22 protein-coding genes and 1 pseudogene are annotated in these 22,832 nt (G+C 58.4%); 16 read left to right on the top strand and 7 right to left on the bottom strand.

What is annotated here, in order from left to right; genetic code table 11:
- Positions 1–59: 59 nt before the first annotated feature.
- Complete coding sequence (locus WJM78_RS00635) at positions 60–1,391, bottom strand: aspartate aminotransferase family protein (protein ID WP_339012631.1); 1,332 nt, start codon at positions 1,389–1,391, stop codon at positions 60–62.
- 185 nt (positions 1,392–1,576) lie between these two features.
- On the opposite strand from WJM78_RS00635, the gene WJM78_RS00630 reads away from it, so the two are divergent.
- The 6 genes from WJM78_RS00630 (at position 1,577) to WJM78_RS00605 (ending at position 6,795) form a co-directional block, all read left to right on the top strand.
- Positions 1,577–2,119 (top strand): cupin domain-containing protein, encoded by a 543-nt coding sequence (locus WJM78_RS00630; RefSeq protein ID WP_042033953.1) that lies wholly within the window; start codon positions 1,577–1,579, stop codon positions 2,117–2,119.
- Between the two features lie 202 nt (positions 2,120–2,321).
- Complete coding sequence (locus WJM78_RS00625; protein WP_339012628.1) at positions 2,322–3,818, top strand: aldehyde dehydrogenase; 1,497 nt, start codon at positions 2,322–2,324, stop codon at positions 3,816–3,818.
- Between the two features lie 125 nt (positions 3,819–3,943).
- Positions 3,944–4,117: a hypothetical protein gene (locus tag WJM78_RS00620; protein ID WP_209418464.1), complete on the top strand. Its 174-nt coding sequence runs from the start codon at positions 3,944–3,946 to the stop codon at positions 4,115–4,117.
- 125 nt (positions 4,118–4,242) lie between these two features.
- Positions 4,243–5,145, top strand: coding sequence for an EamA family transporter RarD (rarD, locus tag WJM78_RS00615; protein WP_212514041.1), 903 nt, complete (start codon positions 4,243–4,245; stop codon positions 5,143–5,145).
- Positions 5,146–5,212: 67 nt separating this feature from the next.
- A complete protein-coding gene (locus WJM78_RS00610) occupies positions 5,213–6,031 on the top strand; it encodes an AraC family transcriptional regulator (protein WP_275929424.1) in 819 nt (272 codons plus the stop codon).
- Positions 6,032–6,147: 116 nt separating this feature from the next.
- Complete coding sequence (locus WJM78_RS00605) at positions 6,148–6,795, top strand: LysE family translocator (RefSeq protein ID WP_339012622.1); 648 nt, start codon at positions 6,148–6,150, stop codon at positions 6,793–6,795.
- Positions 6,796–6,931: 136 nt separating this feature from the next.
- Here the strand turns inward: WJM78_RS00605 and mgtA are convergent, their stop codons facing one another.
- Entirely contained in the window at positions 6,932–9,694 is a 2,763-nt protein-coding gene (gene mgtA, locus WJM78_RS00600) for a magnesium-translocating P-type ATPase (protein ID WP_339012619.1), read from the bottom strand.
- A gap of 1,391 nt (positions 9,695–11,085) precedes the next feature.
- Between mgtA and WJM78_RS00595 the strand changes: the two genes are divergently transcribed.
- Positions 11,086–12,621, top strand: a complete 1,536-nt coding sequence (locus WJM78_RS00595) for a methyl-accepting chemotaxis protein (protein ID WP_339012616.1) — start codon at positions 11,086–11,088, stop codon at positions 12,619–12,621.
- A 124-nt stretch (positions 12,622–12,745) separates the two neighbouring features.
- The gene (locus tag WJM78_RS00590; RefSeq protein ID WP_244462995.1) at positions 12,746–13,855 is read left to right on the top strand and encodes a YeeE/YedE thiosulfate transporter family protein; all 1,110 of its coding nucleotides are present in this window, start codon (positions 12,746–12,748) and stop codon (positions 13,853–13,855) included.
- Positions 13,856–14,216: 361 nt separating this feature from the next.
- On the opposite strand, the gene WJM78_RS00585 is transcribed toward WJM78_RS00590, so the two are convergent.
- Positions 14,217–14,900: a chromophore lyase CpcT/CpeT gene (locus WJM78_RS00585; protein ID WP_181364842.1), complete on the bottom strand. Its 684-nt coding sequence runs from the start codon at positions 14,898–14,900 to the stop codon at positions 14,217–14,219.
- Positions 14,901–15,071: 171 nt separating this feature from the next.
- Between WJM78_RS00585 and WJM78_RS00580 the strand changes: the two are divergent.
- A pseudogene (locus WJM78_RS00580) lies at positions 15,072–15,449 on the top strand (cupin domain-containing protein); the annotation flags it as partial.
- Positions 15,450–15,523: 74 nt separating this feature from the next.
- A complete protein-coding gene (locus tag WJM78_RS00575) occupies positions 15,524–15,973 on the top strand; it encodes an SRPBCC family protein (protein WP_339012610.1) in 450 nt (149 codons plus the stop codon).
- 95 nt (positions 15,974–16,068) lie between these two features.
- Here WJM78_RS00575 and WJM78_RS00570 read toward each other — a convergent pair whose 3' ends face one another.
- Positions 16,069–16,569 (bottom strand): DUF1993 domain-containing protein, encoded by a 501-nt coding sequence (locus WJM78_RS00570; protein WP_042033965.1) that lies wholly within the window; start codon positions 16,567–16,569, stop codon positions 16,069–16,071.
- Positions 16,570–16,949: 380 nt separating this feature from the next.
- Here WJM78_RS00570 and WJM78_RS00565 point away from each other — a divergent pair, with 380 nt between their 5' ends.
- A complete protein-coding gene (locus WJM78_RS00565; RefSeq protein ID WP_052449290.1) occupies positions 16,950–17,411 on the top strand; it encodes a hypothetical protein in 462 nt (153 codons plus the stop codon).
- A gap of 293 nt (positions 17,412–17,704) precedes the next feature.
- Positions 17,705–17,902, top strand: a complete 198-nt coding sequence (ydfZ, locus tag WJM78_RS00560; protein ID WP_042033966.1) for a putative selenium delivery protein YdfZ — start codon at positions 17,705–17,707, stop codon at positions 17,900–17,902.
- Between the two features lie 199 nt (positions 17,903–18,101).
- On the opposite strand, the gene WJM78_RS00555 is transcribed toward ydfZ, so the two are convergent.
- Entirely contained in the window at positions 18,102–19,361 is a 1,260-nt protein-coding gene (locus WJM78_RS00555; RefSeq protein WP_339012606.1) for a DUF4397 domain-containing protein, read from the bottom strand.
- Between WJM78_RS00555 and WJM78_RS00550 the strand changes: the two genes are divergently transcribed.
- Positions 19,362–19,682: a hypothetical protein gene (locus tag WJM78_RS00550; protein WP_339012603.1), complete on the top strand. Its 321-nt coding sequence runs from the start codon at positions 19,362–19,364 to the stop codon at positions 19,680–19,682.
- 116 nt (positions 19,683–19,798) lie between these two features.
- Here the strand turns inward: WJM78_RS00550 and WJM78_RS00545 are convergent, their stop codons facing one another.
- Entirely contained in the window at positions 19,799–20,935 is a 1,137-nt protein-coding gene (locus tag WJM78_RS00545) for an ISAs1-like element ISKpn31 family transposase (protein WP_339009338.1), read from the bottom strand.
- Positions 20,936–21,088: 153 nt separating this feature from the next.
- On the opposite strand from WJM78_RS00545, the gene WJM78_RS00540 reads away from it, so the two are divergent.
- A complete protein-coding gene (locus tag WJM78_RS00540; RefSeq protein WP_339012600.1) occupies positions 21,089–21,436 on the top strand; it encodes a NirD/YgiW/YdeI family stress tolerance protein in 348 nt (115 codons plus the stop codon).
- Between the two features lie 205 nt (positions 21,437–21,641).
- Here the strand turns inward: WJM78_RS00540 and WJM78_RS00535 are convergent, their stop codons facing one another.
- Positions 21,642–21,923: a hypothetical protein gene (locus tag WJM78_RS00535; RefSeq protein ID WP_339012597.1), complete on the bottom strand. Its 282-nt coding sequence runs from the start codon at positions 21,921–21,923 to the stop codon at positions 21,642–21,644.
- 188 nt (positions 21,924–22,111) lie between these two features.
- Here WJM78_RS00535 and WJM78_RS00530 point away from each other — a divergent pair, with 188 nt between their 5' ends.
- Both WJM78_RS00530 and WJM78_RS00525 read left to right on the top strand, forming a co-directional pair.
- Positions 22,112–22,324: a hypothetical protein gene (locus WJM78_RS00530; RefSeq protein ID WP_339012595.1), complete on the top strand. Its 213-nt coding sequence runs from the start codon at positions 22,112–22,114 to the stop codon at positions 22,322–22,324.
- A 9-nt stretch (positions 22,325–22,333) separates the two neighbouring features.
- A complete protein-coding gene (locus tag WJM78_RS00525; protein WP_339012592.1) occupies positions 22,334–22,771 on the top strand; it encodes a DUF2846 domain-containing protein in 438 nt (145 codons plus the stop codon).
- Positions 22,772–22,832: the final 61 nt, after the last annotated feature.

Raw genomic sequence — 22,832 nt, 5'->3', positions numbered from 1 at the left:
CGGGCACAGGGAGATGGCGCCCACATCCGGGGCGCCATGCAGTGCAAGGTGAAAGTGGGTTACGCCTGCGTCTGCAACACGTCCTGCAGCAGGGTGAAGAGATCGTCGATCTGGCGGCGCTCCATGATGAGGGGCGGCGACAGGGCGATGATGTCGCCGGTGACGCGGACAAGCGCCCCCTTCTCGAAGCAGCGTACGAACACCTCGTAGGCACGCTTGCCCGGTGCATCCGGCAGGGATTCGAGCTCTATGCCCGCCACCAGTCCGTAGTTGCGCACATCCTTCACATGCTTGCAGCCCTTGAGGGAATGGGCCGCCTCCTCCCAGTAGCCCGCCAGATCGGCGGCGCGGGTGAGCAGATTCTCGTTGCGATAGATCTCGAGGGTCGCCAGCGCGGCGGCGGCGGCCACCGGGTGACCCGAGTAGGTGTAGCCGTGGAACAGTTCGATGGCGCCCTTGCCGGCGGCCATCATGTCGTCATAGATACCATTGCTCACCAGCACGGCCCCCATGGGGATGGCGCCGTTGGTGAGCCCCTTGGCACAGGTGATCATGTCGGGCAAGACATCGAACTCCTGAGCGGCGAAAGGGGAGCCGAGGCGGCCAAAGCCGGTGATCACCTCGTCGAAGATCAGCAGGATGCCGTGTTTGGTACAGATCTCCCGCAGTCGCTTGAGGTAGCCCTTGGGTGGCATGATGACACCGGTACTGCCGGCGATGGGTTCGACGATAACAGCCGCTATGTTACTGGCATCGTGCAGGAAGACGATCCTTTCCAGCTCGTCGGCCAGCGCCACATCCTCTTCAGGCAGCCCCTTGGTGAAGGCGTTTTTGGCGATATTGAGGGTATGAGGCAGATGATCCACCCCGGTCAGCAGGGAGCCGAACCACTTGCGGTTACCGGGAATCCCTCCCACCGAGATGCCGCCGAAGCCGACCCCGTGATAGCCGCGCTCGCGGCCAATCAGCCGGGTGCGGGTACCCTGACCCCGCGCCCGCTGCCAGGCCAGCGCGATTTTGAGCGCCGTGTCCACGGCTTCCGAGCCCGAGTTGGTATAGAAGACATGGCCCAGCCCCTGGGGGGCTATCTCCACCAGCCGGTTGGCCAGCTCGAACGGCAGGGGATGCCCCATCTGGAATGTGGGGGCAAAGTCGAGGTGAGAAATCTGCTGGGAGACCGCCTCGGCAATCTCGCGGCGACCATGGCCCGCGTTGCAACACCAGAGCCCGGCTGTGCCATCCAGTATCTTGCGGCCATCCTCTGAGTGATAATACATCCCCTCTGCCGACTTCAGGATGCGCGGCGCCGCCTTGAATTGCTGGTTGGCGGTAAACGGCATCCAGAAGGCGGACATATCGGAGGGCGTATTGATGTCGCTGATCGGTTTCATGGTCACCTCATCCTTAAGGTGTTTAGTAACTATCGGCTAACGCCTATTAAATTAAACACCTAAATTCCTAAAAAGGGGCTCATAATAGCCCCATTCGGTGCCACCCTTGGCTGATGCATGAGCAGGGTGGTATAAGATATTTAACACAATTTTAATAATAGTAAACAGTCAAGGAGTGTCTATTGATGGATATAGGTCACCGCCTCAAGGCGGTTCGCACCAAGGCGGCCCTCTCCCAGCGCGAGCTGGCCAAACGCTCCGGTGTGACCAACGGTTTTATCTCCCAGATCGAGAAAAATCAGGTGAGCCCCTCGGTATCCTCACTGCGCAAGGTGCTGGAAGGTATCCCCATGTCGCTCGCCAGCTTCTTCACCGAGGAGACCGAGATGGGCACCGAGGTGATCTTCCGCGCCAGCGACATGCCGGATCTCGGCACCCATCCCATCAGCTACCGGCTGATTGGCCACAGCCGCGCCAACCGTGCCATCGGCATGATGCAGGAGATACTGCCGCCGGGTGCCGACACGGGTGACGACATGCTGAGCCATGAGGGAGAAGAGTGCGGCATCGTCATCCGCGGCACGGTCGAGATCACCGTCGGCGAGCAGATCCACCAGCTGGCGGCGGGTGATGGCTACTACTTCGACAGCCGCACCCCGCACCGTTTTCGCAATGTGGGCGAGCAGGAGTGCGAGCTGATCTCCGCCAACACCCCGGCCAGTTTCTAAGGCCATTCAACGGCGTTCACGCCGATCGCTGTACCTTGCCCCGGCCGGTTTCTCGCTCATGGCGAGTGACAAGGATGGCCGTCATTGCCGGGGAGAAAGGGATGAGTGTTTAATGAATTGTTACAGAATGGATTTACAAGCGGCAAGATGTTTAGCATATTGATACGCAAAGACCAATTCTTTGCCGGTTCAAGGAGTGAACATGAGTGACCTGACCCTGGCCCAGTGGCAACACAAGGCCGTCCATCTGACCCTGCCCTCGCAAGCCTTCATTGACGGCAGCTACCGGGATGCCATCAATGGCGCCACCTTCGACTGCATCAACCCGGCCAATGGCCAGCTGCTGACCAAGGTCGCCGCCTGCGACGCCGCCGATGCCGAGCTGGCGGTGCAAGCCGCCCGCACCGCCTTCAGTGACAAACGCTGGAGCGGGCTGGCCCCGAAACAACGCAAGCTGATCATGCAACGCTTCGCCGAGCTGATGCGCCTGAACAAGGTGGAGCTGGCGCTGCTGGAGTCACTGGACATGGGCAAGCCCATTGGCGATGCCATGGGGTATGACGCCCCCGCCGCTGCCAACTGCATCGCCTGGAACGCCGAGGCCATCGACAAGATCTACGATCAGGTCGCCCCGGTGGAAGAGTCCGCACTGGCACTGGTGACCCGCGAGGCGCTCGGGGTGGTCGCCGCCATCGTGCCCTGGAACTTCCCGCTGGTGATGGCCTGCTGGAAGCTGGGCCCGGCGCTGGCCACCGGTAACTCCGTCATCCTCAAACCCTCAGAGAAGTCCCCCCTCACCGCCCTGCGCATCGCCGGGCTCGCGAAAGAGGCGGGCATTCCGGATGGGGTCTTCAACGTGTTGCCGGGCTTTGGCCATACCGTGGGCGAGGCACTGGCCATGCACATGGACGTGGATTGCATCACCTTCACCGGCTCCACCAAGATCGGCAAACATCTGGTGGAGTGCTCCGGCAAGTCCAACCTCAAGCGTGCCTTTATGGAGTGCGGTGGCAAGAGCCCCAACATCATACTGGCGGACGCGCCGGATCTGGACGCCGCCGCCAAAAGTGCCGCTGGCGCCATCTTCTACAACCAGGGCGAGGTGTGCACCGCCGCCTCTCGTCTGCTGGTACAAAACAGCATCAAACCACAGTTCATGGAGCGGCTGCTGGCCCATGCCAAGGAGTGGATTTCGGCCGACCCGCTCGACCCTGCCACCCGCATCGGCGCCATTGTGGACCACATCCAGATGGAGCAGGTGTTGCGCTATATCGAGATTGGCAAACAGGAGGGAGCCAAGCTGCTGCTGGGCGGCAACCGCACCAACACCGAGAGCGGCGGCTTCTATATCGAGCCCACCATCTTCGACGAGGTGACGCCCGAGATGCGCATCTTCCGCGAAGAGATCTTCGGCCCCGTGCTGGCGGTGACCGGCTTCGATACTCTGGAAGAGGCGATCGCGCTGGGTAACGACACCGACTACGGCCTGGCTGCGGCTATCTGGACGGCGGATCTCAACACGGCGATCAAGGGCTCCCGCGCCCTGCGCGCCGGCACAGTGTTCGTCAACAACTGGGATGGCGGCGACATGACGATGCCATTTGGCGGCTTCAAGCAATCAGGCAATGGCCGCGACAAGTCGCTGCATGCGCTGGAGAAATACACCGAGCTGAAAAGCACCTGGATCCAGCTCGAATAACATCAGAAATGACGGATATCCGCGAAAGAGGAGGAGAAATCCTCCTTTTTCATTTTTACCCTTTCATCGCCCGCCTCAATCGATATAATCATCAAATAGACAAGCCATTAAATATAAAGATAAAAATGTTATTTTTTCTGGGAAGTGTACTGTTTCTGGTGATAGGACTGCCGCTGCTGTTCTACCTGCTGGGACAGGGTGAGGCCTATGTGACCTGGGGTCCATGGATCTCCGCCATCGCACTCATGCTGTGGTTGCTGGCGGACGTCGAGAAGATCCGTCGCGGCGGGGGCCGCTGAGCAGAGAAGCCTGTCGTTAAAATCCGCTGATTATCATTTATTCACTTCTTTCCCTCCAAAAGGATCGCTACACTGATTTTTTTCGATGTTTTCCAGCATCCGACTCTCCAGTGAAGGTTATCCGCATGCAGCAACAAGCTCAGCGTCAGGGCATCATCTATGCCTTGTGCGCTTATACCCTTTGGGGCCTCGCCCCCATCTATTTCAAGACCATCTCAGCCGTACCGGCCCCCGAAATCCTGACCCATCGCATGATCTGGTCCTGCGTCCTGCTGATGGTGCTGACCTTGCTAGGCCGCCAGTGGCACAAGGTGCAGGCCGTGCTGCGCCAGCCAAAAGTGCTGCTCACCCTGGCCTTTACCTCAGTCACCGTCGGCGGCAACTGGCTGCTCTTTATCTGGGCCATCAACAACGGCCACATGCTGGATGCCAGCCTCGGCTACTACATCAATCCGCTGTTCAACGTGCTGCTCGGCATGCTGTTCCTGAGCGAGCGGCTGCGTCGCCTGCAGTGGTGGGCGGTGGGACTGGCGGTGATCGGTGTCGCCGTCCAGATCATCGCCTTCGGCTCCCTGCCCTGGATTGCGCTGGTGCTGGCCTCCAGCTTTGCCATCTACGGCCTCATCCGCAAGAAGCTGGCTCTCGATGCCCTCACGGGCCTGCTGATCGAGACCATGATCATGCTGCCGCCGGCCGCCATCTACCTGTGGGGATTCGCCGACAGCCCCACCAGTCACATGACAGAAAACGGCTGGCAACTGAACCTGCTGCTGATCGCCGCCGGTGCAGTCACCACGGCGCCCCTGCTCTGCTTCACCGCCGCCGCCACCCGGCTCAAACTCTCCACCCTGGGTTTCTTCCAGTACATAGGCCCCAGCCTGATGTTCATACTGGCGGTCACTCTCTACGGGGAAGAGCTGGCGCTGGACAAGCTGATCACCTTCGGCTGCATCTGGAGTGCGCTTGTACTGTTCAGTCTGGACGGGTTGCGCAGCGGCAAACGGCGCAGGGCGGCCAGCCAGAGTTGACGCCATGGCTCATCGACGCTGCAATAATCTACAAGCCAACATTCGGATTTCAGGTTATCAATAGTCGATGAGCCCTCCCCCATCCCGCATCCACTACTGGCAATCCCGGCTGTTGCCGGGGGTTGAACTCTCGCACTCCCACCACAGGGAGTTCAGCTATGGCCGCCACGTTCACCTGGACTATCACATTGGTCTGGTGCAGCAGGGCGGCCAGAAATTCATCCACAAGGGCAGCAGCCACCATCTGGTACGTGGCCAGCTCTCCACCGTCAACCCGGACGAAATGCACGACGGCCTCAGCCTGCAGCCAGAAGGGTACGAGGTGCGGGTGTTTGCCATTGATCCCGAACAGCTGGCACGTTGGCTGCCAGATAGCCCGGAACCCTTCTTCGACAAGGGCTTGCAGAGCCGCCCCGACCTCTATCAGGGCTTCGCCCAGCTGCACATGTATCTGGATAATCCCCAACCGGACGGCCTGCTGGCGGAGAGTCAGCTGCTCGGTCTGCTCGGCGAGCTACTGCACATAGCACCTGAGCGCCACGCCCTGGCGGATCCACAGCTCAGATACCTGCGGGACTATCTGCTGGCCCGCCTGGATGAACGCCACAGTCTGGAAGATCTGGCCGCCCTGTTCGGGCTGGATCGCTTCGCCTTCTTGCGCCAGTTCAAGAAAAAGACCGGCATGACCCCCTATGCCTGGCTCAAACGGCTGCGACTGGAGCAGGGCAAGCGCCTGCTCGGCAGCGGTCTGCCGGTGAGCGACGTGGCACTGGCGGTCGGCTTCTTCGACCAGAGCCACTTTCACCACGGTTTTCGACAGGCATTCGGACTCACCCCGGCGGACTACCGCCAACAGATGCAATCTTTTACGGGCCAGCCCGGCTAGATAAGTACCATGACAGCCCAAACCAGCTGATGACCGTCAGCAGATGCAATCTTTTACAATCTCCCCCAGCCCTGATCCCCCATGCTTCCCCCTCATACTGTCGTTGAGGTTTTGCCATGTTCACCAGCCTGTTTCTGACCATAGGTCTCATCCATCTTGTCGCCCTGGCGAGCCCGGGACCGGACTTCGCGCTGATCCTGCGCACCAGTCTGCACAGACCCACGGCCCTGGGGGCCGCGTTCGGCATAGCGCTGGCGATCCTGGTACACGCCACCCTCAGCCTGACCGGCATCAGCCTGCTGATCGCCGAACATCCCTGGTTGTTCATGGCGGTGAAGGTGGTCGGCGCCCTTTATCTCGGCTGGCTCGGTTGGGGGGCGATCAAGGCCGCCTGGCACAGTTCGGCAGCGCTGGCCTTCAAGGCGGGAGGTGAGCAACAGGGCTGGCGCAAGGGGGTATGGAACGGGCTCGCCACCAATCTGCTCAATCCCAAGGCACTGCTGTTCTTCATGGGATTGCTGGCGGCCATGGTGACGCCGCAGGTTGACGGGCTGACGCGCGGCCTGCTGGTGCTGGAGCTGTTCCTGCTCTCTTTGGTCTGGTTCGGCGTGCTGGCCTGGAGCCTATCCACCCCGCGGGCCCAACGCCTGCTTGGTCGTATCCAGCGCCCGCTCAATCTGGTCACAGGTCTGCTGTTCGGCGCCGTCAGCCTCTCCATCCTGACCGGTATGGCCGGCGAGGCATATGCTCTGGTCCCGCACTGATCTCCCCCTGGCTTCATGAAAAAGAGGGATGGCCTGAGCCATCCCTCTTTGCATTCACACGGATAAAGACCCGCATCACAATCTGGCTCACACCGAACACCACCGACGGTGGTGCTTGATGGCCAGGCTTATCCCGTCAGAACCACTGACCGTGGCGCTTGATGTAGATGGTCTTGATCGCCTGAGTCAGCCCCATGTAGGCCAGCATGGTGATCACCAGCCACATGAAGTACTTGGGCGCTTCCAGAGTGATAAAACCGAAGTGCTCCGCCAGCGGCGAAAACGGCAGGTAGCAGCCGATGGCGATGGCGATGGAGGTCGACAACAGCACCGGCAGGGTAGCCGTACTCTGCAGGAAGGGGATCTTGCGGGTACGCAGCATGTGCACCACCAGCGTCTGGGAGACCAGCCCCTCGATGAACCAGCCCGAGTTCATGATGGCCTGACCGTTGACCAGGGGATCCATGCTGCCGTTGGCAGTGGCATACATGGCACCGGCACCGAACACGAACCACATCAGGCAGAAGGTGCTGATGTCGAACACGGAGGAGGTCGGACCGAGCCACAGCATGAAGCGCTTGATGTTGCTGGCTTCCCACTTGCGCGGACGCTTGAGGAACTCGGGATCCATCTTGTCCCAGGGCAGCAGCATCTGGGAGACGTCATACACCAGGTTCTGGATCAGCATCTGCATCGCCAGCATGGGCGCCCAAGGCAACCAGGCCGAAGCGACCAGCACGGAGAAGACGTTGCCGAAGTTGGAGCTGGCGGTCATGTTGAGGTACTTGAGGATATTGCCGAAGGTCTCGCGTCCCTTGACCACCCCCTCTTCCAGCACCATCAGGCTCTTCTCCAGCAAGATGATGTCGGCCGTCTCCTTGGCGATGTCGGCGCCGCTGTCCACCGAGATGCCCACGTCCGCATCCCGCAGCGCCGGTGCATCGTTGATGCCGTCACCGAGGAAACCGACCGTGTTGCCGTTGGCCTGCAGCGCCTTCACCACCCGCGACTTCTGCAGCGGGGTAAGCTTGGCGAAGATGGTGGTCTGCTTGACCGCCTCGCACAGCGCCACGTCATCCATTCCTTCGATATCCTTGCCGAGCAGCGGCACACCGGGCTCCAGCCCCACATCGCGACACACCTTGCTGGTGATGATGGGGTTGTCGCCGGTCAGCACCTTGACCGCCACGCCATAGTCGTTCAGCGCGCGAATGGCCGGTGCAGCCGAATCCTTGGGCGGATCGAAAAAGGTGAGGAAGCCGCGCACCACCAGATTGACCTCGTCACTGGTGCGATAGCTCTGCTTGCACTCGGTGGCCGGGATATCGCGGGTCGCCACAATCAGCACCCGATAACCGTCGGCGTTGTACTCCTCGCTCTGGCGCAGCAGGGCACGGCGCTCAACCTCATCCAGCACGCGGATCTGCTTGCCGTCGTCAATGTGGCTGGAGACGGAGAGCATCTCCTCGACCGCCCCCTTGGAGACCATCAGCTGCTGGCCACCCTCATCCTGCACTATCACCGACAGGCGGCGGCGCACGAAGTCGAACGGCAGCTCATCCACCTTGCGGTAGCCAGCCGGCTTGCAGCCCGGTCCCAGCGCATCGGCGTGTTCGATCACGGCTATGTCCATCAGGTTCTTCATGCCGCTCTGGTGAAAGCTGTTGAGCCAGGCCAGCTGCAGGATCCTGTCGTCCCGATTGCCACGGACGTCGTAGTGGTGCTCCAGGATGATCTTGTCCTGAGTCAGGGTGCCGGTCTTGTCGGTGCAGAGCACATCCATGGCACCAAAGTTCTGCACCGAGTTGAGCCGCTTGACCACCACCTTGCGTTTGGCCATGGCCACGGCGCCCCGTGCCAGGTTGGCGGAGACAATCATGGGCAGCATCTCCGGGGTCAGCCCCACCGCCACCGCCAGCGCGAAGGTCAGCGCCGACATCCAGTCACCGCTGCTGACGCCGCTCAGCATGAAGACCACGGGCACCATCACCAGCATGAAGCGGATCAGCAACCGGGTGACGCTGTTCACGCCGCGATCGAAGCTGGTTTCGATGCGCTTGTGGCTCACCACGTTGCGGGCCAGCGAACCGAAGTAGGTGTCGCTGCCGGTCGCTACCACCACCGCCTTGGCGGTGCCGCTCACCACGTTTGTGCCCATGAAGCAGATGTTGGTCAGGTCGAGCAGGCCCACCTCCCCCGAGCTGCTGCCGTCTGCCGACTTCTCGGCAACCGCCCCCAGGGTGTCGTACTTCTCCACCGGCAGGGCTTCGCCGGTCAGCACCGCCTGACTGATGAAGAGATCGCGGGATTCGATCAGCTTGATGTCGGCCGGGATCATATCCCCCGCCTGCAGGTGCACTATGTCACCGGCCACCAACTCGACCATCGCCACCTCCTTGCGCAAGGAGGGGGCCCCCGGCGAAGGTCGGCGCTGCACAGTGGCGGTGTTGCGTACCAGCGACTTGAGGGTTTCGGCCGCCTTGGCCGAGCGGTACTCCTGCCAGAAGCGGAGCAGGCCGCTCAGGCTGACCATGACGCCGAGGATGATCACCTTGACCCAATCCTCATCACCCGGGTCGGCCATCAGCACGTCCATCACGCAGCTGACCAGTCCGAGCACGATCAGCACCATCACGAAGGGGTTCTTGAACGCCTGCATCAGCTGGAGCAGCGGATGGGGCGGCTTGTCGTGGGTCACCTCGTTGGGGCCGAACTGGATCAGACGGTTGGCCGCCTCGGTCGCAGTCAGGCCGTCGATATTGCCGCGCACGGCAGTGAGGGTGTATTCGAGGGACTTGTCGGCCTCGTCGAGCACCCGTGAGGAGAGCTTCTCATTGGCACGGCCAGGGGAGACGAATCCCTTTTGCTTGTGCCGGCTGGCGGTATGTTGTTGCTTCATAACTCTTTATCCTGATTTTCGCTTGTAGCAAGGCCCTGTCGCGGGCCAGGCCAGGCGTCAGTTCTAATGTGAGACAGGCAATGGGCCCCCGGTTGGCGCAGGCGCAGCATGGCGCCGCCAGACGGTATGTCTGTCGGGCAAGCTTGCCAGCAGGTAGGGGCTATCAGGGATCAGGACTCCGCATCCTGCTACCCGCAGGGGGATCAGGCGTGGGGAGGCGTGGACCCCGAGGGTCGAGGCTTGGGCTCTTCGGTCATACGATATCCTCCGAGTGGGGTGGAAAGAGAGCAGGACACGGCCACTGACAGCCAGATACACTGTCGCTGGCGAGCATGACCCGCGGGTCTGTATTATCGGCGGACGAGTCCGGTGATCCCGCCACCAGAGCGGCATACACCCATAAAGGAAATAAGGATAACGACGGCTTGAAATAACTGGATGCCGGTCAGAGAATAATGTCAGCGATGCCGGGCGGGTGAAGATAACGGAGAAAACCGCGCCCCATGGAAATATTACGACGCAACCTTTGCCACGACCGGAATATATTTATCAATCACGTCAATTATTTTATTTCGCAACCTGTCCTATCGAAAACGAATCTGTTTTAAATATGGTATTGTCCATCTTGTTATTTTACGCTCTATCACTTCCCGGCCACGGCACGGATGCACAGTTCCGACGCTGTGGCGGCCCTGACGGGCAGCGCCCGGGGCGCATGATGAAGCGTTCAATTGCAGGGGTCGCGAGGCGGCATGGCTCGCAGGTGAGCGGAACAATCCAGATTTACAACGACAATCCCTGATAAAGGCCGGGATTAAGCGGTTGTGAGAGTCGAAGGTGACTCATATAGATGCTGCACTCTATGCTGCACTCTGAGCAATCAGAGTGAGGGGGAAGAAAGGATATCAACCTCAGCTCTGGCAAGCCCACATCGCGATTTGCAATCGGCTACAACTGTCGCTTTCCATAATATCCTTCCATCTGTTGATAACACGCCGAGATTCTACCCAAAAGCATTCGAGGGCGCAAAATTTAAATTCGTTTTTTTAAAAATCAATTAAAAATAGCAATGTAATAATATTACGATGCCGCTGACCGGCTGCAATATCAGGCTGGTCAACCAGTCAGTTCCTTTCCCCATATACGTTCCCTCTCACTGAGCCTGGTCTACCATCCATGCCCTTCCCCACTACCGAAAAAGCCATCAAATACCGCGGACCGGGCCGTCTCTGAGGTTTCAGGGCGTTGGCTCAGGATAGGGCTATGCTATCCATGATATGGATTCGAATGGAGGTTACATGTTGAAGGCAATTCACAACCGCTCGCTTTTTTTCAGTCAAGCGCTGGGCATATTGATATTCATCGTATTGATATCAATCAGTTTTTTTGGAATGCACTCGGTAAAAAACGCAGCAGACAAGATGGGGGAAGGGAAAGATGTCGTCGCCGATATATTGCCTCCCCCGCTCTATCTAATTGAGTCCCAGCTACTGGTCTACACCCTGCTGCATGCCACGGCAGATGAACAGGAGAATCTGCTGCAATCCCTCGCCCGCCTGGAGCAGGATTTCAACACCCGCAACCGCTTCTGGCAGGAAAGCGCACTGGATGAAGATCTCAAGCGGAGCCTTCTTGGTGAGCAGCGCACACAGGGCGAGCACTTCTGGCAACTCCTCAATGGTCAGTTCATTCCGGCCATCAAGCAGGGCAATCTGGAGCGCGCCACCGCCATAGCGGCTGAACTGCACACTATATACAGGGCTCACCGGCTCGGGGTGGATGCCACCGTCACCCATGGCAACCAATTTGCGACCGCACAGTTGGAACAACTCACCCAGACCACCCGGATGAGCTATTGGTTACTGCTGCTCGCCGCCCTGATGGGATGTACTCTGGTCTTCTGGTTGGGACGGCCAACCCAGCAACGCCTGCTGGAGGCAGGCAAGGCCACCGCCGCCATTGCCGCCGGTGCGCTGAACTGCCCCATGCCAAACCCTGGCAACGATGCGATCGGTGATCTGATCCAACGGATTGGCAGCATGCGGGATCAGCTTTCAACGCTGGTGGCGTCACTGCAGCAGAGCGCAGGATCGCTGAACGACCAGGCCACCAGCCTGACCACCCTCTCTCGCCAGCATGTCGATGATAGCCAAACCCAAGTGGGGGCGGCCAAGCAGGTTGAGCAGGTCATCGAGCAGCTATATGCCCTGATCCAGGAGGGAGATGCACAGCTGCAGCAGGTCAGCAACCTGACTTCCCAGTCAGAAGCTCACGCCAGTGCCACCCGGCTGGTCATACAAGGGGTGGAGCAAGTGATCCAGGCCCAGGCTCACGGAGTGAAACAGGTCTCTGGCACCATTGCAGACCTGGCCGGGTTATCCCAGCAGATATCCGGCTTGGCGGGGGTAATCCACGGCATCGCCGAACAGACCAACCTGCTGGCGCTCAACGCGGCCATCGAAGCGGCCCGCGCCGGCGAACAGGGGCGTGGCTTCGCCGTGGTTGCCGATGAGGTACGTTCACTGGCCAATCGCACCGGCGAGGCAACGACTGAAATCACCGCCATCATCGGCAAGATACAGGATGTCAGCCAGAGAGCTGTGAGTGAAATGGATACCGAACTGACTCGGGTCGAGCAGACGGTAGGGCATGTTGCAGATGCCAAACAGAGCATTACCCGCATCGAGCAGAGCTGTGGCGAAATCTGCCTGCGGATCACCCAGGTCAGCACCCTGATGGGAGAAGAGAAAACACGGATCTACGGGATCAGCGGCAGCATCATTGAAATGTCACAGCTCGCAACCAAGGTCAACGACAACGCACGTCAGGCTGCGGAAGAAGCCGATACCGTGGCCCGACATTCACGAATCCTGACCCAACAGACCCAGCATTTTCACCTCGATACCCCCGCCAACCTCCGCAATTGACCATCTGGGACACGGCTAGCCCCCGTGTCCCGCAATCCTTACCATCAACCAAACCGATAGCATTGGACTCAATGTGGGAATAGGATGCACGGCTTCTATTCACTCATGACGCACAGGAAACAACATGAATCGAAAATGGTCGCTCCCCATCGTGGCACTCGCGGGGGGAGCGTTACTCTGGCTCGGCAACACCTTTGGTATGAAATGGGCCCTGATGGCCCTGATCGGATTCGGCTTCGGCTTCACCCTCTCCTTCAGCCGCTTCGGCATCGTGTTCGGTTGGCGCGAAATGCTGACCAAGCGCAACAGTTACTATGTGCGGGTTCACCTGCTCACCATCGCCATCGAGATCCTGCTGTTCACCGGCCTCCTCTCCTTTAGTCACGCCCTGTTTGGCAATGCCATGGTGGGCAACGTGATGGCCATCGGCATTCCCTTCATCGTCGGCGCCTTCCTGTTCGGCATCGGCATGCAGCTGGCGGGCGTCTGCGCCACCGGCACCCTTTACGGCTGTGGCGAGGGGCAGCCCCGCTTCTGGCTGGTGCTGCTCTGCTACGGCATCGGTACCCTTATCAGCAACCAGTTCCGCCCCACGCTGGATGCCACCTTCACAAGCCATGTGGTATTGGCCAAAGACCTCACCGGCAATCTCTGGAGCGGCATGCTGCTCAACCTGGCGCTGGTCGCCGTGCTCTTCCTGCTGTTTCGCAACAGCGAACTCAAACGCACCGGCGAGCTAAAGCCCCTCTTCAGCGGTGGCAACCTGTTTTGGCGCGACAGCCGTTTCACCGTGCTGACCGGCGGCATTCTCATCGCCCTGCTCAACTCCAGCGTGGTGGCCCTGCACGGCTCGGCATGGACCATCACGGGCGCCGTCTATGACATGGCGCTGCGGGGCGCCTCCCTGTTCGGCCTGTTCGAGGGAAACCCGAAACTGGCCCAACCGCTCTTTATCAATCCCATGGTCGGCATGTTCTGGCTCGGCATCCTGGGGGCCATGCTGGCGCGCTGCATCAGCGGGGGCGGCAACTTCGCCCCGATGCGGCTCGGCAACAGCCTGGCATCTATCATCGGTGGCCTGCTGATGGGGATGGGCGCCATGTACAGCGCCTGCAATCTGGGTGGCTTCTTCGATGGTACGGCGTCGGGCAGCCTGCACGGCTGGGTCTGGATGCTGATGGCCCTGGCCGGCAGCCTGATCGGCATTCGCCTGCGGCCGCTGTTCAAGCTCTGATCCTGCATCGCATAAACAACGGGGGGCCAGGCCCCCCGTTCGTGTCTTGGCAACCCCCACTCAGACCCCTTCACTGTTGGCAAAAGGCTCGCGCCCCCCTGCCCAAGACAGGAATAATGCCATTTTTCCCTCCTTGCATACGGAGTCAGTCCGGTGCCATGGTCTCGATACGGTGGCAATGCAATGGCACCAGGGGACAACCAAAGTCCAGGTGATAGATGCCCTGCCCACCCCGCGCCCGGTCAACCTGCGCTATTCGGCCAGGGAGTCCATGCCGCTGCGCCTCGGTTGCGGATCGATTACCCCAGCGACCACTGTCATGAGCTGGATCTGCCCGTATGAGAGGCAGGCCAGACCGGGATTACTCCCCGCGCAGCGTCGCCTTGCGCAGATAGACATAGCCCTCGCCCGGGCTGCCCCAACGCTGATGGGCCTCGTTGTCATAAGCCCGGTCCAGCAGCCTGACGCTGTCGGGGCCGATCCAGAGGTACTGCACCAGGGTGCTGGCGCCGCCAAAATTGGTGGCGCAGCTGCCGACCTTGCTGTGACCTGCGTACTCCCCCGAGGGTTGGCGGGTCAGCCAGATCTCGCAGCCCTGACGCAGGGAGAGCTGTTGCGGGGTGAGGGAGTTCAGCAGACTGGGATCGCGCCAGGCCCCGGCGAAGTCGACGGCTCTGGGCATGGTCAGTTCGGCCATCAGGATGCGACCATCAGGGACGGGAGAAAAGCGGTAGATACGCTGGCGAAACGGGCGCACCGCCCGCTCGGTCAGGAACTGCTCGGCATAGACCCAGCGAAAGCCCTTGTAGCCGGGCCAGATCTCCACCAACCGCAGCTCGGCACTGGTGAAACGGGTGTCATAAGTGGCCTGCTCCCAGCTGGATAACTCGCCGGAGAACCAGGATAGCAGCGGTTCCATACTGACCTGTTCCGTTGTCGCCCTGGCCGCTGACGGGCCGGTCGGGATGGCGACAAAGGGGGTGGGCGCCGCCCATACCAGGCAGGTCCAGAGCAGCCCGCACAGGGCCGCCATCAGCGTGACCATCGAATCCTTCCGAATCATTTTCATGGCGGCGATTATATGAGCGAATGGCCGAAATAACCGCAACCTTGATCAAATCCTTGCCAATACATTGAAAAAGCACAGTGTTAGCGAACAGAAGTGACGGCAGCGCCGGGTTCCATGGCCCAGTCACCTGTCGGCACTGAGGCGCGTCACCACGAGATCGTCGAGCCCGGCCATCGCACCAGCTGGCCCCACGCCGAAAAAACCGAGGATGAGTTCGTCCACGTACTGGAAGGCACGCCCGATGTCTGGCTCGATGGCGTGCTCCATCGGCTGCAACCGGGTGACTCGGTGGGCTTCAAGGCCGGTGACGGGCTGGCCCACACCTTTATCAACAACACCGACCAACCAGTGCGGCTGCTCTGCATCGGCGACACGGTTAGGGAAGGCAACCGCATCCACTACGCTGTCCATCCCGAACGCAATATCACCCTCGGCAAGCTGCACTGGAATGATGTGCCCCGGCGCGAACCAGGGGATCACGATGGCTTGCCAGACAAGCTGCGCGAGAGTAACGGCCCCTTCTGATCTGGCGGTCATACCGGAATGGCCCCGCGCTGACGACTATCCTTGATGCGGATCTCAACCAGAAGGCGTTGACCATGACGACGGGAACAGTACGACTGCACCGGGTGCTCAAGGCACCGCCGATGCGGGTCTATCGGGCCTTTATCGAGGCAGATGCGCTGGCAAAGTGGCTGCCGCCACACGGCTTCACCTGCCAGGTGGCGCAGTTGGAGGCCAGGGTCGGCGGCCACTTCCGGATGGCGTTTACCAACTTCGGTACAGGTCACAGCCACGCCTTCGGCGGCGAGTATCTCGAGCTCGAACCCAGTAAGCGCATCCGCTACACCGACAGCTTCGACGACCCCGGGCTGCCGGGAGAGATGCGCGTCACCATCAGCCTGACCGGAGTGCTCTGCGGTACCGAGCTTGCCATCGAGCAGGCCGGGATCCCCGAGCTTATCCCGGTGGAGATGTGCTATCTCGGCTGGCAGGAGTCCCTGACCCAGCTGGCCGCCCTGGTCGAACCCGAGATCCCGGCTGAGTAGCCGGGCACGGGCCCGAGCGGGTTGCGCGGGTCCGCCCGCCCAAAAAAGAGAGCCTGCCACATGGCAGGCTCTCTTCATTCCGGCAGCCCTGGGCCTTATTGCAGGTTCAACCCGCCCAGATAGTCCCGCTTGCCGAGATCGACCCCGGCGCGGCGCAGCAGGGCGTAGGCCATGGTGAGGTGGAAGTAGAAGTTGGGGATGCCGTATTCATGAATGCAGGTATGGCCATCCATCACCTTGCCACCGGCCCAGTGGGGCACGTAGCGGGCGCTGGCATACTGACTGTAGTCCGCGTCCAGCTTGCTCTGCAGATAGACGATGGTCCTGGCTATATGGGCGCGCAGATCCGCCATGGTCTTGGGATCATCCCTCATCACCGGCAACTCGCTGTGGCTGGCGGTGGCCACCACGGCCCGTGCCGAATCGCAGCAGATCAACACCTGCTTGCTGAAGGGCAGCATATCGACGATCAGCCGATCGCCGAAGAAGTTCTCCACACTGAACAGCTTCACCTCGGCATGCGCTACGGCCTTGGCCAGGCACTGGTCAAGGTTGGTCAGCATCTTGATAAACTGGGCGGTAATGTCGCGATTCATGAGCACTCTCCATCTTGTTGAAACAGCGGCCCGGATGCGCGGCCACAGTGAATGAGACTGGCTAATCGGCCACCAATATAACGCAACTTTCCATCGGATAACCCTCATTCCCCCATAAAGTCTGGATCTTGCTGCGACAGGAGTTGGCCGACATAAAATATCGAGTGTCTCATGCTTTTCATTGTGCGTGCCCCTGTCAGATCTACGCCTAAATTTGACCGATGCGTTTTTTGCCATCTGATATGGTTTTATTGGGTTTGCTACGGATATATTTAAGGAGTAAGGCGCAGAATATATTTGTAGCCAACCATATCTAGCTGCCTGATTCAGTAGCGAGATAGTTTTTTATATGCGCCTGTTTATACCAATGAGGGTTAAGCATGTCTTATATCGTGGAAATGACAGCACGGGCACTTGATAACGCTGACTGGACTCACGGAATGCCGGCAGGAAGTGGTTGGCAAGTCGTCAGTAATAAAAACAATGACCCCCAGGATTTCAATCAGGGAGCGGAAGGGAAATATATTTATATCTATTATCAGACTGGCACCAGCGGCAAGGGGGTCGCAGCCATGCGCTTTATTACCGGCAAAGATGCGACCGCTCCTACTGGCTGGCAAAAAGTGGATGTTGATCTTAATGACGGTGCTGGCGGTCAATATATCTATCTGTGCTATCAGAAAAATGCTGATGCTGACTATATCGCAACCTTGCAATCTGGATATGGTGATTCGGTAGAGAGTGCATTCTGCGATTTTGGCCGTAGCGCAGTGGTACTTGCTCAGGATCTGAATGAAGACGCCAAAGGCAAATTCATATATCTTGGATATTACTTCAATTAATCCAGCACCTATTTTATATCGGGAGCCTGCGATATTCTCGCAGGCTTTTTTACCAAAACTGCGCCGTAGCAATGGGGGCAAGCGTAGCCCAAGCCAGTCATAGACATGTCGGGGAGCTGGATGACCGGCAGAAGGTGACCAACCCGCCATGCCCGCTTTTACATCTCATGAATCTCTCTTTGCCCCTTTTTTGATCTGTGACATAAATCACCTTTTTCAGGGGCGTAGTCTGAAAGCCGTTGTCCTGGACACCAGCCAGTGTATCCACCAGGACCCAAGCAAAAGAGGATGTAATGAAGATCTATGACCGAAACCGAAATGTGTTGAACCTGGGTCAGCGCGTCATGATTGCCGCCACTGGCGCCGTCGATTGCCTGAAAGAGGCCCGCACCGACAACATGACCCCCTATCAGGCGGAGCATGAGAAGTGTGTGCTGCTGGCAAACACTCAAGAGCGTTATGCGCCCATCGAGTTGATTAGACTAGGCTGACTCCTACCCCTGTCACCCTACTCTTTACAATTCACCCGGCTCCGTCTGGCGGCCGGGTTTCTGATTCCCCTTCCGGTGTTGCCTTCCTGTTGGCTCAGCGCGCTCAAGCGTGCGGATGCCGATTTCCAGCCATAAAAAGACCCAAACTGAAGGCATCGGTTTGGGTCTGATTATCAGTCCATTGCATGACCGGGGGTCATCAGTTGCTACTGGTGTCATCCAGGATCAGCAACTCCGGCTCCACACCACCGACACTGTCAGACAGCGCTGCGGCTGTTAACACCTGACCATTAGCCAGGGTGACGGGCAAGGGGCCAATGACCGGCGTCTTGTCACCTGTCGCCGTGATGGTCACATAGTAATCCCCGGCAGCAATGGCAAGGTACTCACTGGATGCCTTGAAAGGCACTGCGGTGAGCGCCGGTGAAGCACCTGTGATATCCGAACCTGCGGTCAGATAGATATCGACGGCCGGGGCTGTGGGGGCAGCATGAAGCACCCGCAGTTGAGCCTCGGTAGCAACCGAACGCCCGGTATCAGTCAGTAACAGAGGCTCTATCGTTTCGCCGGATGGGGTCAGCAGCTGGCCCACGGCAAACAGGGAGTAACGAGCGCCCGCCTTGAGCGATACATCGCTGGCATTGATCACCTCCGGGGTGGCTGAGCCGGTTGGCGTGACCACAAAGTCATACGCGGCGGCGGCCAGGCCCAGGTACGAGGTGTTGCCCTTATAGACCAATCCTTGCAGCGGGGCTGCTGTCGGCGCCGCACCATTTACCCAGATATCGACGGCAGGTGCATCCGCAACGGCATGAACCACTCTCAGCTGTGCCTGCTCATCTGCAGACAAGATGGGCGTGGCACCATCACTACCGATAGCGAGCAGTTGTACCGGACTTGGCCCCGCCCCGAGGTTATCGATGGCCGCAATCAGCAGGTCGCTGCCCGCGCTGAGGGTCAGTGGTCCGGAGTCATACACAACGGTAACACTGCCAGGCAAGGTCAGCCTGACCTGATATTCACCTGCGGGCAGGGAAAGGGGGTCGCTGTAGGTCTTGAAGGGAATATTGGCCAGCGTCGGGCTGGTCAGTGCGGCCCCCGGAGCCGTGACATGGATGTCGACTGCCGGTGCACCGGGTGCGGCATGCACCACCTGCACACGAATATCGCCTCCCGTTGGCGTCTGGCTCGGCCGCTCAATCACCAGCGGGCCAAACGCGGTATCACCACTACCAGCCAGTTTGCCGACGGCCAGCACGTCATATTGAGTGTCGGGTTTCAACTCAAGCGACACCGGACCGATGACAGTTGTCGTACCGCCCGGCAAGATGCCATCTACCGCGACACGGTAGCTACCAGCCTTGAGCGGTTTTAGCCCGCTGCTGGAGCCATAATCAACGGCCGTCAGGAAAGCGGCGCCGTCAACCGTCACATCGACCTTGGGGGCATCAGGGGCCAAATGGCTGATCCTGATGGCGGTATTGGTATTGCTCGTGCTGTTGTCATTATCACTACTCCCGCAGGCTGCCAGAGCGAACCCCATGGCAATGGCGGCCAAACTCTGCATCCATTTCATCTGTTCTATCTCCTTTTGTTCAGTGGCCAAGGAGATATGGCTGTTCGGCGAGATTGGATCACTGCTTGTTGCCTCAATGTTGCCATCGCCCGCGACGCCTTGCTCAGAAAGGTGGGTGTCGCAGATTTCCTGATGGCCTGTCCGCAAGGAGGGTCTGGATTTGACCCCATAGATCCAGAAACTTTTTCCCGCTTAGAGTTGTGATACTCAGAAAGGTGGGTACCCCATATTTCCTATTATGGCAAATAAACGTCGAAAAAATTTACTTAATATATAATGTAAGACGGGGTACTACTCAGGGCGAGAGCGTGAACATATTGTTAAAATTCACCCAATTTGTTGAGGCCAGCATTGAGTACCTTTTCCAGGTATTCACTGCTCATTCCTGCAATCTTTTGCTTCCGTCTGATGCTCGCTTTGCGTGAAGTTTCAGCCCTGAGCATGTTCAGCCCCATGTGCCGGATGCACGCAAGGATCTCTGCGGCATCACCGCGATAAATTGGGCAATCGTCCTCGCCCATCGTGACGTCCAGCACCCAGTGCAGGCTATTTTCGATGGCCCAGTGCCCACGTACCGCTCGTGAAAACTCATCCCGCGTCAGCGCTTTGGAACTGATGTAATAACGCTGTTCAAGAGTGATTTTTTCCATTTTTTCAATGCGATAAGAGATGGCCACGCCAATGCTGCACAACTGTTCCCAATGAGGAAACTGGGCAGCTAACTCACCCGCCGCCATGATATGGTACTCACGACCATCGATGCGCCCATGAGCCTTATCAAGTGTCATCGTTGCTGCGCATAATGGGGTAGCCGCCAGCGGGGCCAGGGCTTGCCGGACCGCCTCGAACAACTTGGGCTGGTTGCCTTTGACGGCCAACAAGTAATCGCCACTTTGCTGGAGGATGGTCTCGACGATCTCGGTTTGGCACCCCATCGCATCGATGGATACCAGGCAGCCTTTGATGTCGAGCAACGCCAACAAGTCGGGAATGGCGGTGATTTCATTGGACTTGGCGTCGGTTTTTATCTGTCCGAGCACCAGTTTATTAGCGGCGGCATAGGCGCTTACCATGTGAATGGTCGACGTTCGATCTTCACGGTTATAGGAACTGCGCAGGGTTTTGCCATCGATAGCGACCAAGGCGCCTTCGGTGTGCTGGTTGATGGCTTGAGTCCAACGTACGAACGCGGCCTGAAACGGCTCTGGTTTGATACCGGAGATGATCCTGGCGATGGTGTCATGGACAGGAATACCATTTTTAAACAGCCCCTTGGATTGAAACCAAGGAAGATGAACCTCACCGAAATCTTCAATATCTTCCCAGCCGTCTGCGCCACCGATCACTGCGCAGACGGTGAGAAACAGGACATCGTAGAAAGGATAATAAATCTTGGCATGCTGGCGAGGGTCGGGAATATCATCGAAAAACTGAGCAAAAACAGCATCAATAGACATGAAGGCACTCCTGAAAAAGGAGCATAAGATCACAGCTGGATCGCAGGGTCAAACCTGTTTTTCTTGGTCAAAAAACGTTCGCGATCTTGCCCTGGGGTACTACTGTGGGTGCCTCCATGGTTAAAGCATCATTCTCCAAAAAAGGTACATTCTATGAAGAAAATATTGCCAGTTGTTTTATTTGCAAGCTTGCTCTTTGCTCTTGATGTTTCGGCTAATTTCACTGGCCCCAGCGTGACAGGGCAGGTCAGCACGGTTCAACAGGTAATGAGTGCTCGTGTTGGGAGTTATGTCACTCTAACGGGGAATATTGTATCTCACCAACGCGAGGAGTATTTCACCTTCCAAGATGATACGGGAACCTTGCGGGTGGAGATAGGTAATACTGTTTGGCGGGGTAGAGATATTAGGCCAGAAACCCGGGTTAAATTGTTTGGTGAAATAGATAGCGGCCCAGCTGGGCGTTATCTGTGGGTAAAATCACTGGATGTGGTGAACTGAATTCATCACCCCGACAGGGGCTATTAACACCTAAGGAAGGTACGAACAAGTGGGTCGCACCTTCCTTAGCTAGACGTGGTTGAGATAGTGGCTGTAATCCTTGTCATCGCTTCCAGTAACGATATTATCAGGCCCCTTATTTTGTACGACATATTTGGCTTGTCTTCAGGTTGTTATCAACTGATAAGCAGCTTATTCACCTCGGTTAGTCTAATGGAGACCCATTGGTTCGAATAGCGAAGCGTATTCGGGCAGTCATATTGGGACACCCACCTTTTTGCTGGTCGACTGGACAGGGCGAGCCATCAGAACCGACAAACGGGGCCATATTGCGGCTCATCTTGCCCCCATCCTGCAACGACTTGGCCTTGATACCGCGCAATGGTTGCGACAAGTGACGATGTTTCGGCGGCAAGGCATCAGAGCTGTGGGTGACAAGGAGCATTGCCAACTGTTCGCACAGCACTGCGGCCAGCGGCGATGTCATCAGCCGCCTCTTTAAATCGCGAGTCCCCACTTCATATCACACCCCGGCATGTCATCCGATGCCGAGCATGATGTTGCATGAACAAGAGGCTTTAAAGGCCAGAACCATCACCTTGTTGCTCCCGAGCCTGCTCCCGAGCTAACCATCCGTCACCACATCCCCAATCTGGCTACGGCTTACCCAGAAAGATGGGTGTCCCAGATTTTGGTGTCGGCAACCATTTAGACATTAATGACTCCCATCTGGTGACGGGGCAGTATGCCGCGGTTCGCCGCACCGTCAAAGTGCCGCACCTGCTGATTAATTATTGGAATATTGAATCCCGTCACATCGACGGCGGTTTAAGTGGTTGCCCGGCGACAAAGCCTCATGCGAACCTTTCTTTTCCGTTAACCCACTAAAAAAACACTATGTTCAGGCAAATAATGATGAGTGCCGCCCTGCTGTCGGCGGCGCTGCTTTCCGGTTGTGCTTCCGTACCCATGGCCGATGCCACCGCTGACACCCAGGCCAAGCAGTTTGTTGCGCCCAAGGATGCGGCCAACCTCTATATCTATCGCAACGAGACCTACGGCACTGCCGTCAAGATGCCGGTGCTGGTGGATGGCTTTGCCGTAGGCGATACCGTGGCCCACAGCTATATCCTCAAGCAGGTGACGCCGGGCAGTCACACCATCACCTCCAAGTCAGAGATCGATGCCACCCTGACCCTTAGCACCGAGGCGGGTAAAAACTACTACGTCTGGCAGGAGATCAAGATGGGCCTGCTGATGGCCCGATCCAAGCTGAGTCAGGTCAGTGAAGAGGAGGGCAAACAAGGGGTGATGGAGAGTAAGTTGGTTAAATGAGCGGATAGAAGCCCGTTACTTCAGCGAGGTGGGGCATCGGATTTGCCAATTTGCCAGTTCC

Source organism: Aeromonas popoffii (assembly GCF_037818705.1).
Taxonomy (GTDB): domain Bacteria; phylum Pseudomonadota; class Gammaproteobacteria; order Enterobacterales; family Aeromonadaceae; genus Aeromonas; species Aeromonas popoffii.
This window is presented reverse-complemented; position numbering and strand designations above follow the sequence as displayed.

What these genes read in the sequence shown, in the direction of transcription:
- WJM78_RS00620 (WP_209418464.1), top strand. Translation starts at nt 3,944, where the DNA reads ATGTTATTTTTTCTGGGAAGTGTACTGTTTCTGGTGATAGGACTGCCG.
- rarD (WP_212514041.1), top strand. Translation starts at nt 4,243, where the DNA reads ATGCAGCAACAAGCTCAGCGTCAGGGCATCATCTATGCCTTGTGCGCT.
- WJM78_RS00625 (WP_339012628.1), top strand. Translation starts at nt 2,322, where the DNA reads ATGAGTGACCTGACCCTGGCCCAGTGGCAACACAAGGCCGTCCATCTG.
- mgtA (WP_339012619.1), bottom strand. Translation starts at nt 9,694, where the DNA reads ATGAAGCAACAACATACCGCCAGCCGGCACAAGCAAAAGGGATTCGTC.
- WJM78_RS00595 (WP_339012616.1), top strand. Translation starts at nt 11,086, where the DNA reads ATGCACTCGGTAAAAAACGCAGCAGACAAGATGGGGGAAGGGAAAGAT.
- WJM78_RS00530 (WP_339012595.1), top strand. Translation starts at nt 22,112, where the DNA reads ATGGGTGTCCCAGATTTTGGTGTCGGCAACCATTTAGACATTAATGAC.
- WJM78_RS00590 (WP_244462995.1), top strand. Translation starts at nt 12,746, where the DNA reads ATGAATCGAAAATGGTCGCTCCCCATCGTGGCACTCGCGGGGGGAGCG.
- WJM78_RS00575 (WP_339012610.1), top strand. Translation starts at nt 15,524, where the DNA reads ATGACGACGGGAACAGTACGACTGCACCGGGTGCTCAAGGCACCGCCG.
- WJM78_RS00525 (WP_339012592.1), top strand. Translation starts at nt 22,334, where the DNA reads ATGTTCAGGCAAATAATGATGAGTGCCGCCCTGCTGTCGGCGGCGCTG.
- WJM78_RS00545 (WP_339009338.1), bottom strand. Translation starts at nt 20,935, where the DNA reads ATGTCTATTGATGCTGTTTTTGCTCAGTTTTTCGATGATATTCCCGAC.
- WJM78_RS00630 (WP_042033953.1), top strand. Translation starts at nt 1,577, where the DNA reads ATGGATATAGGTCACCGCCTCAAGGCGGTTCGCACCAAGGCGGCCCTC.
- WJM78_RS00535 (WP_339012597.1), bottom strand. Translation starts at nt 21,923, where the DNA reads ATGACATCGCCGCTGGCCGCAGTGCTGTGCGAACAGTTGGCAATGCTC.
- WJM78_RS00540 (WP_339012600.1), top strand. Translation starts at nt 21,089, where the DNA reads ATGAAGAAAATATTGCCAGTTGTTTTATTTGCAAGCTTGCTCTTTGCT.
- WJM78_RS00635 (WP_339012631.1), bottom strand. Translation starts at nt 1,391, where the DNA reads ATGAAACCGATCAGCGACATCAATACGCCCTCCGATATGTCCGCCTTC.
- WJM78_RS00585 (WP_181364842.1), bottom strand. Translation starts at nt 14,900, where the DNA reads ATGGTCACGCTGATGGCGGCCCTGTGCGGGCTGCTCTGGACCTGCCTG.
- WJM78_RS00605 (WP_339012622.1), top strand. Translation starts at nt 6,148, where the DNA reads ATGTTCACCAGCCTGTTTCTGACCATAGGTCTCATCCATCTTGTCGCC.
- WJM78_RS00570 (WP_042033965.1), bottom strand. Translation starts at nt 16,569, where the DNA reads ATGAATCGCGACATTACCGCCCAGTTTATCAAGATGCTGACCAACCTT.
- ydfZ (WP_042033966.1), top strand. Translation starts at nt 17,705, where the DNA reads ATGAAGATCTATGACCGAAACCGAAATGTGTTGAACCTGGGTCAGCGC.
- WJM78_RS00550 (WP_339012603.1), top strand. Translation starts at nt 19,362, where the DNA reads ATGGCTGATCCTGATGGCGGTATTGGTATTGCTCGTGCTGTTGTCATT.
- WJM78_RS00565 (WP_052449290.1), top strand. Translation starts at nt 16,950, where the DNA reads ATGTCTTATATCGTGGAAATGACAGCACGGGCACTTGATAACGCTGAC.
- WJM78_RS00610 (WP_275929424.1), top strand. Translation starts at nt 5,213, where the DNA reads ATGAGCCCTCCCCCATCCCGCATCCACTACTGGCAATCCCGGCTGTTG.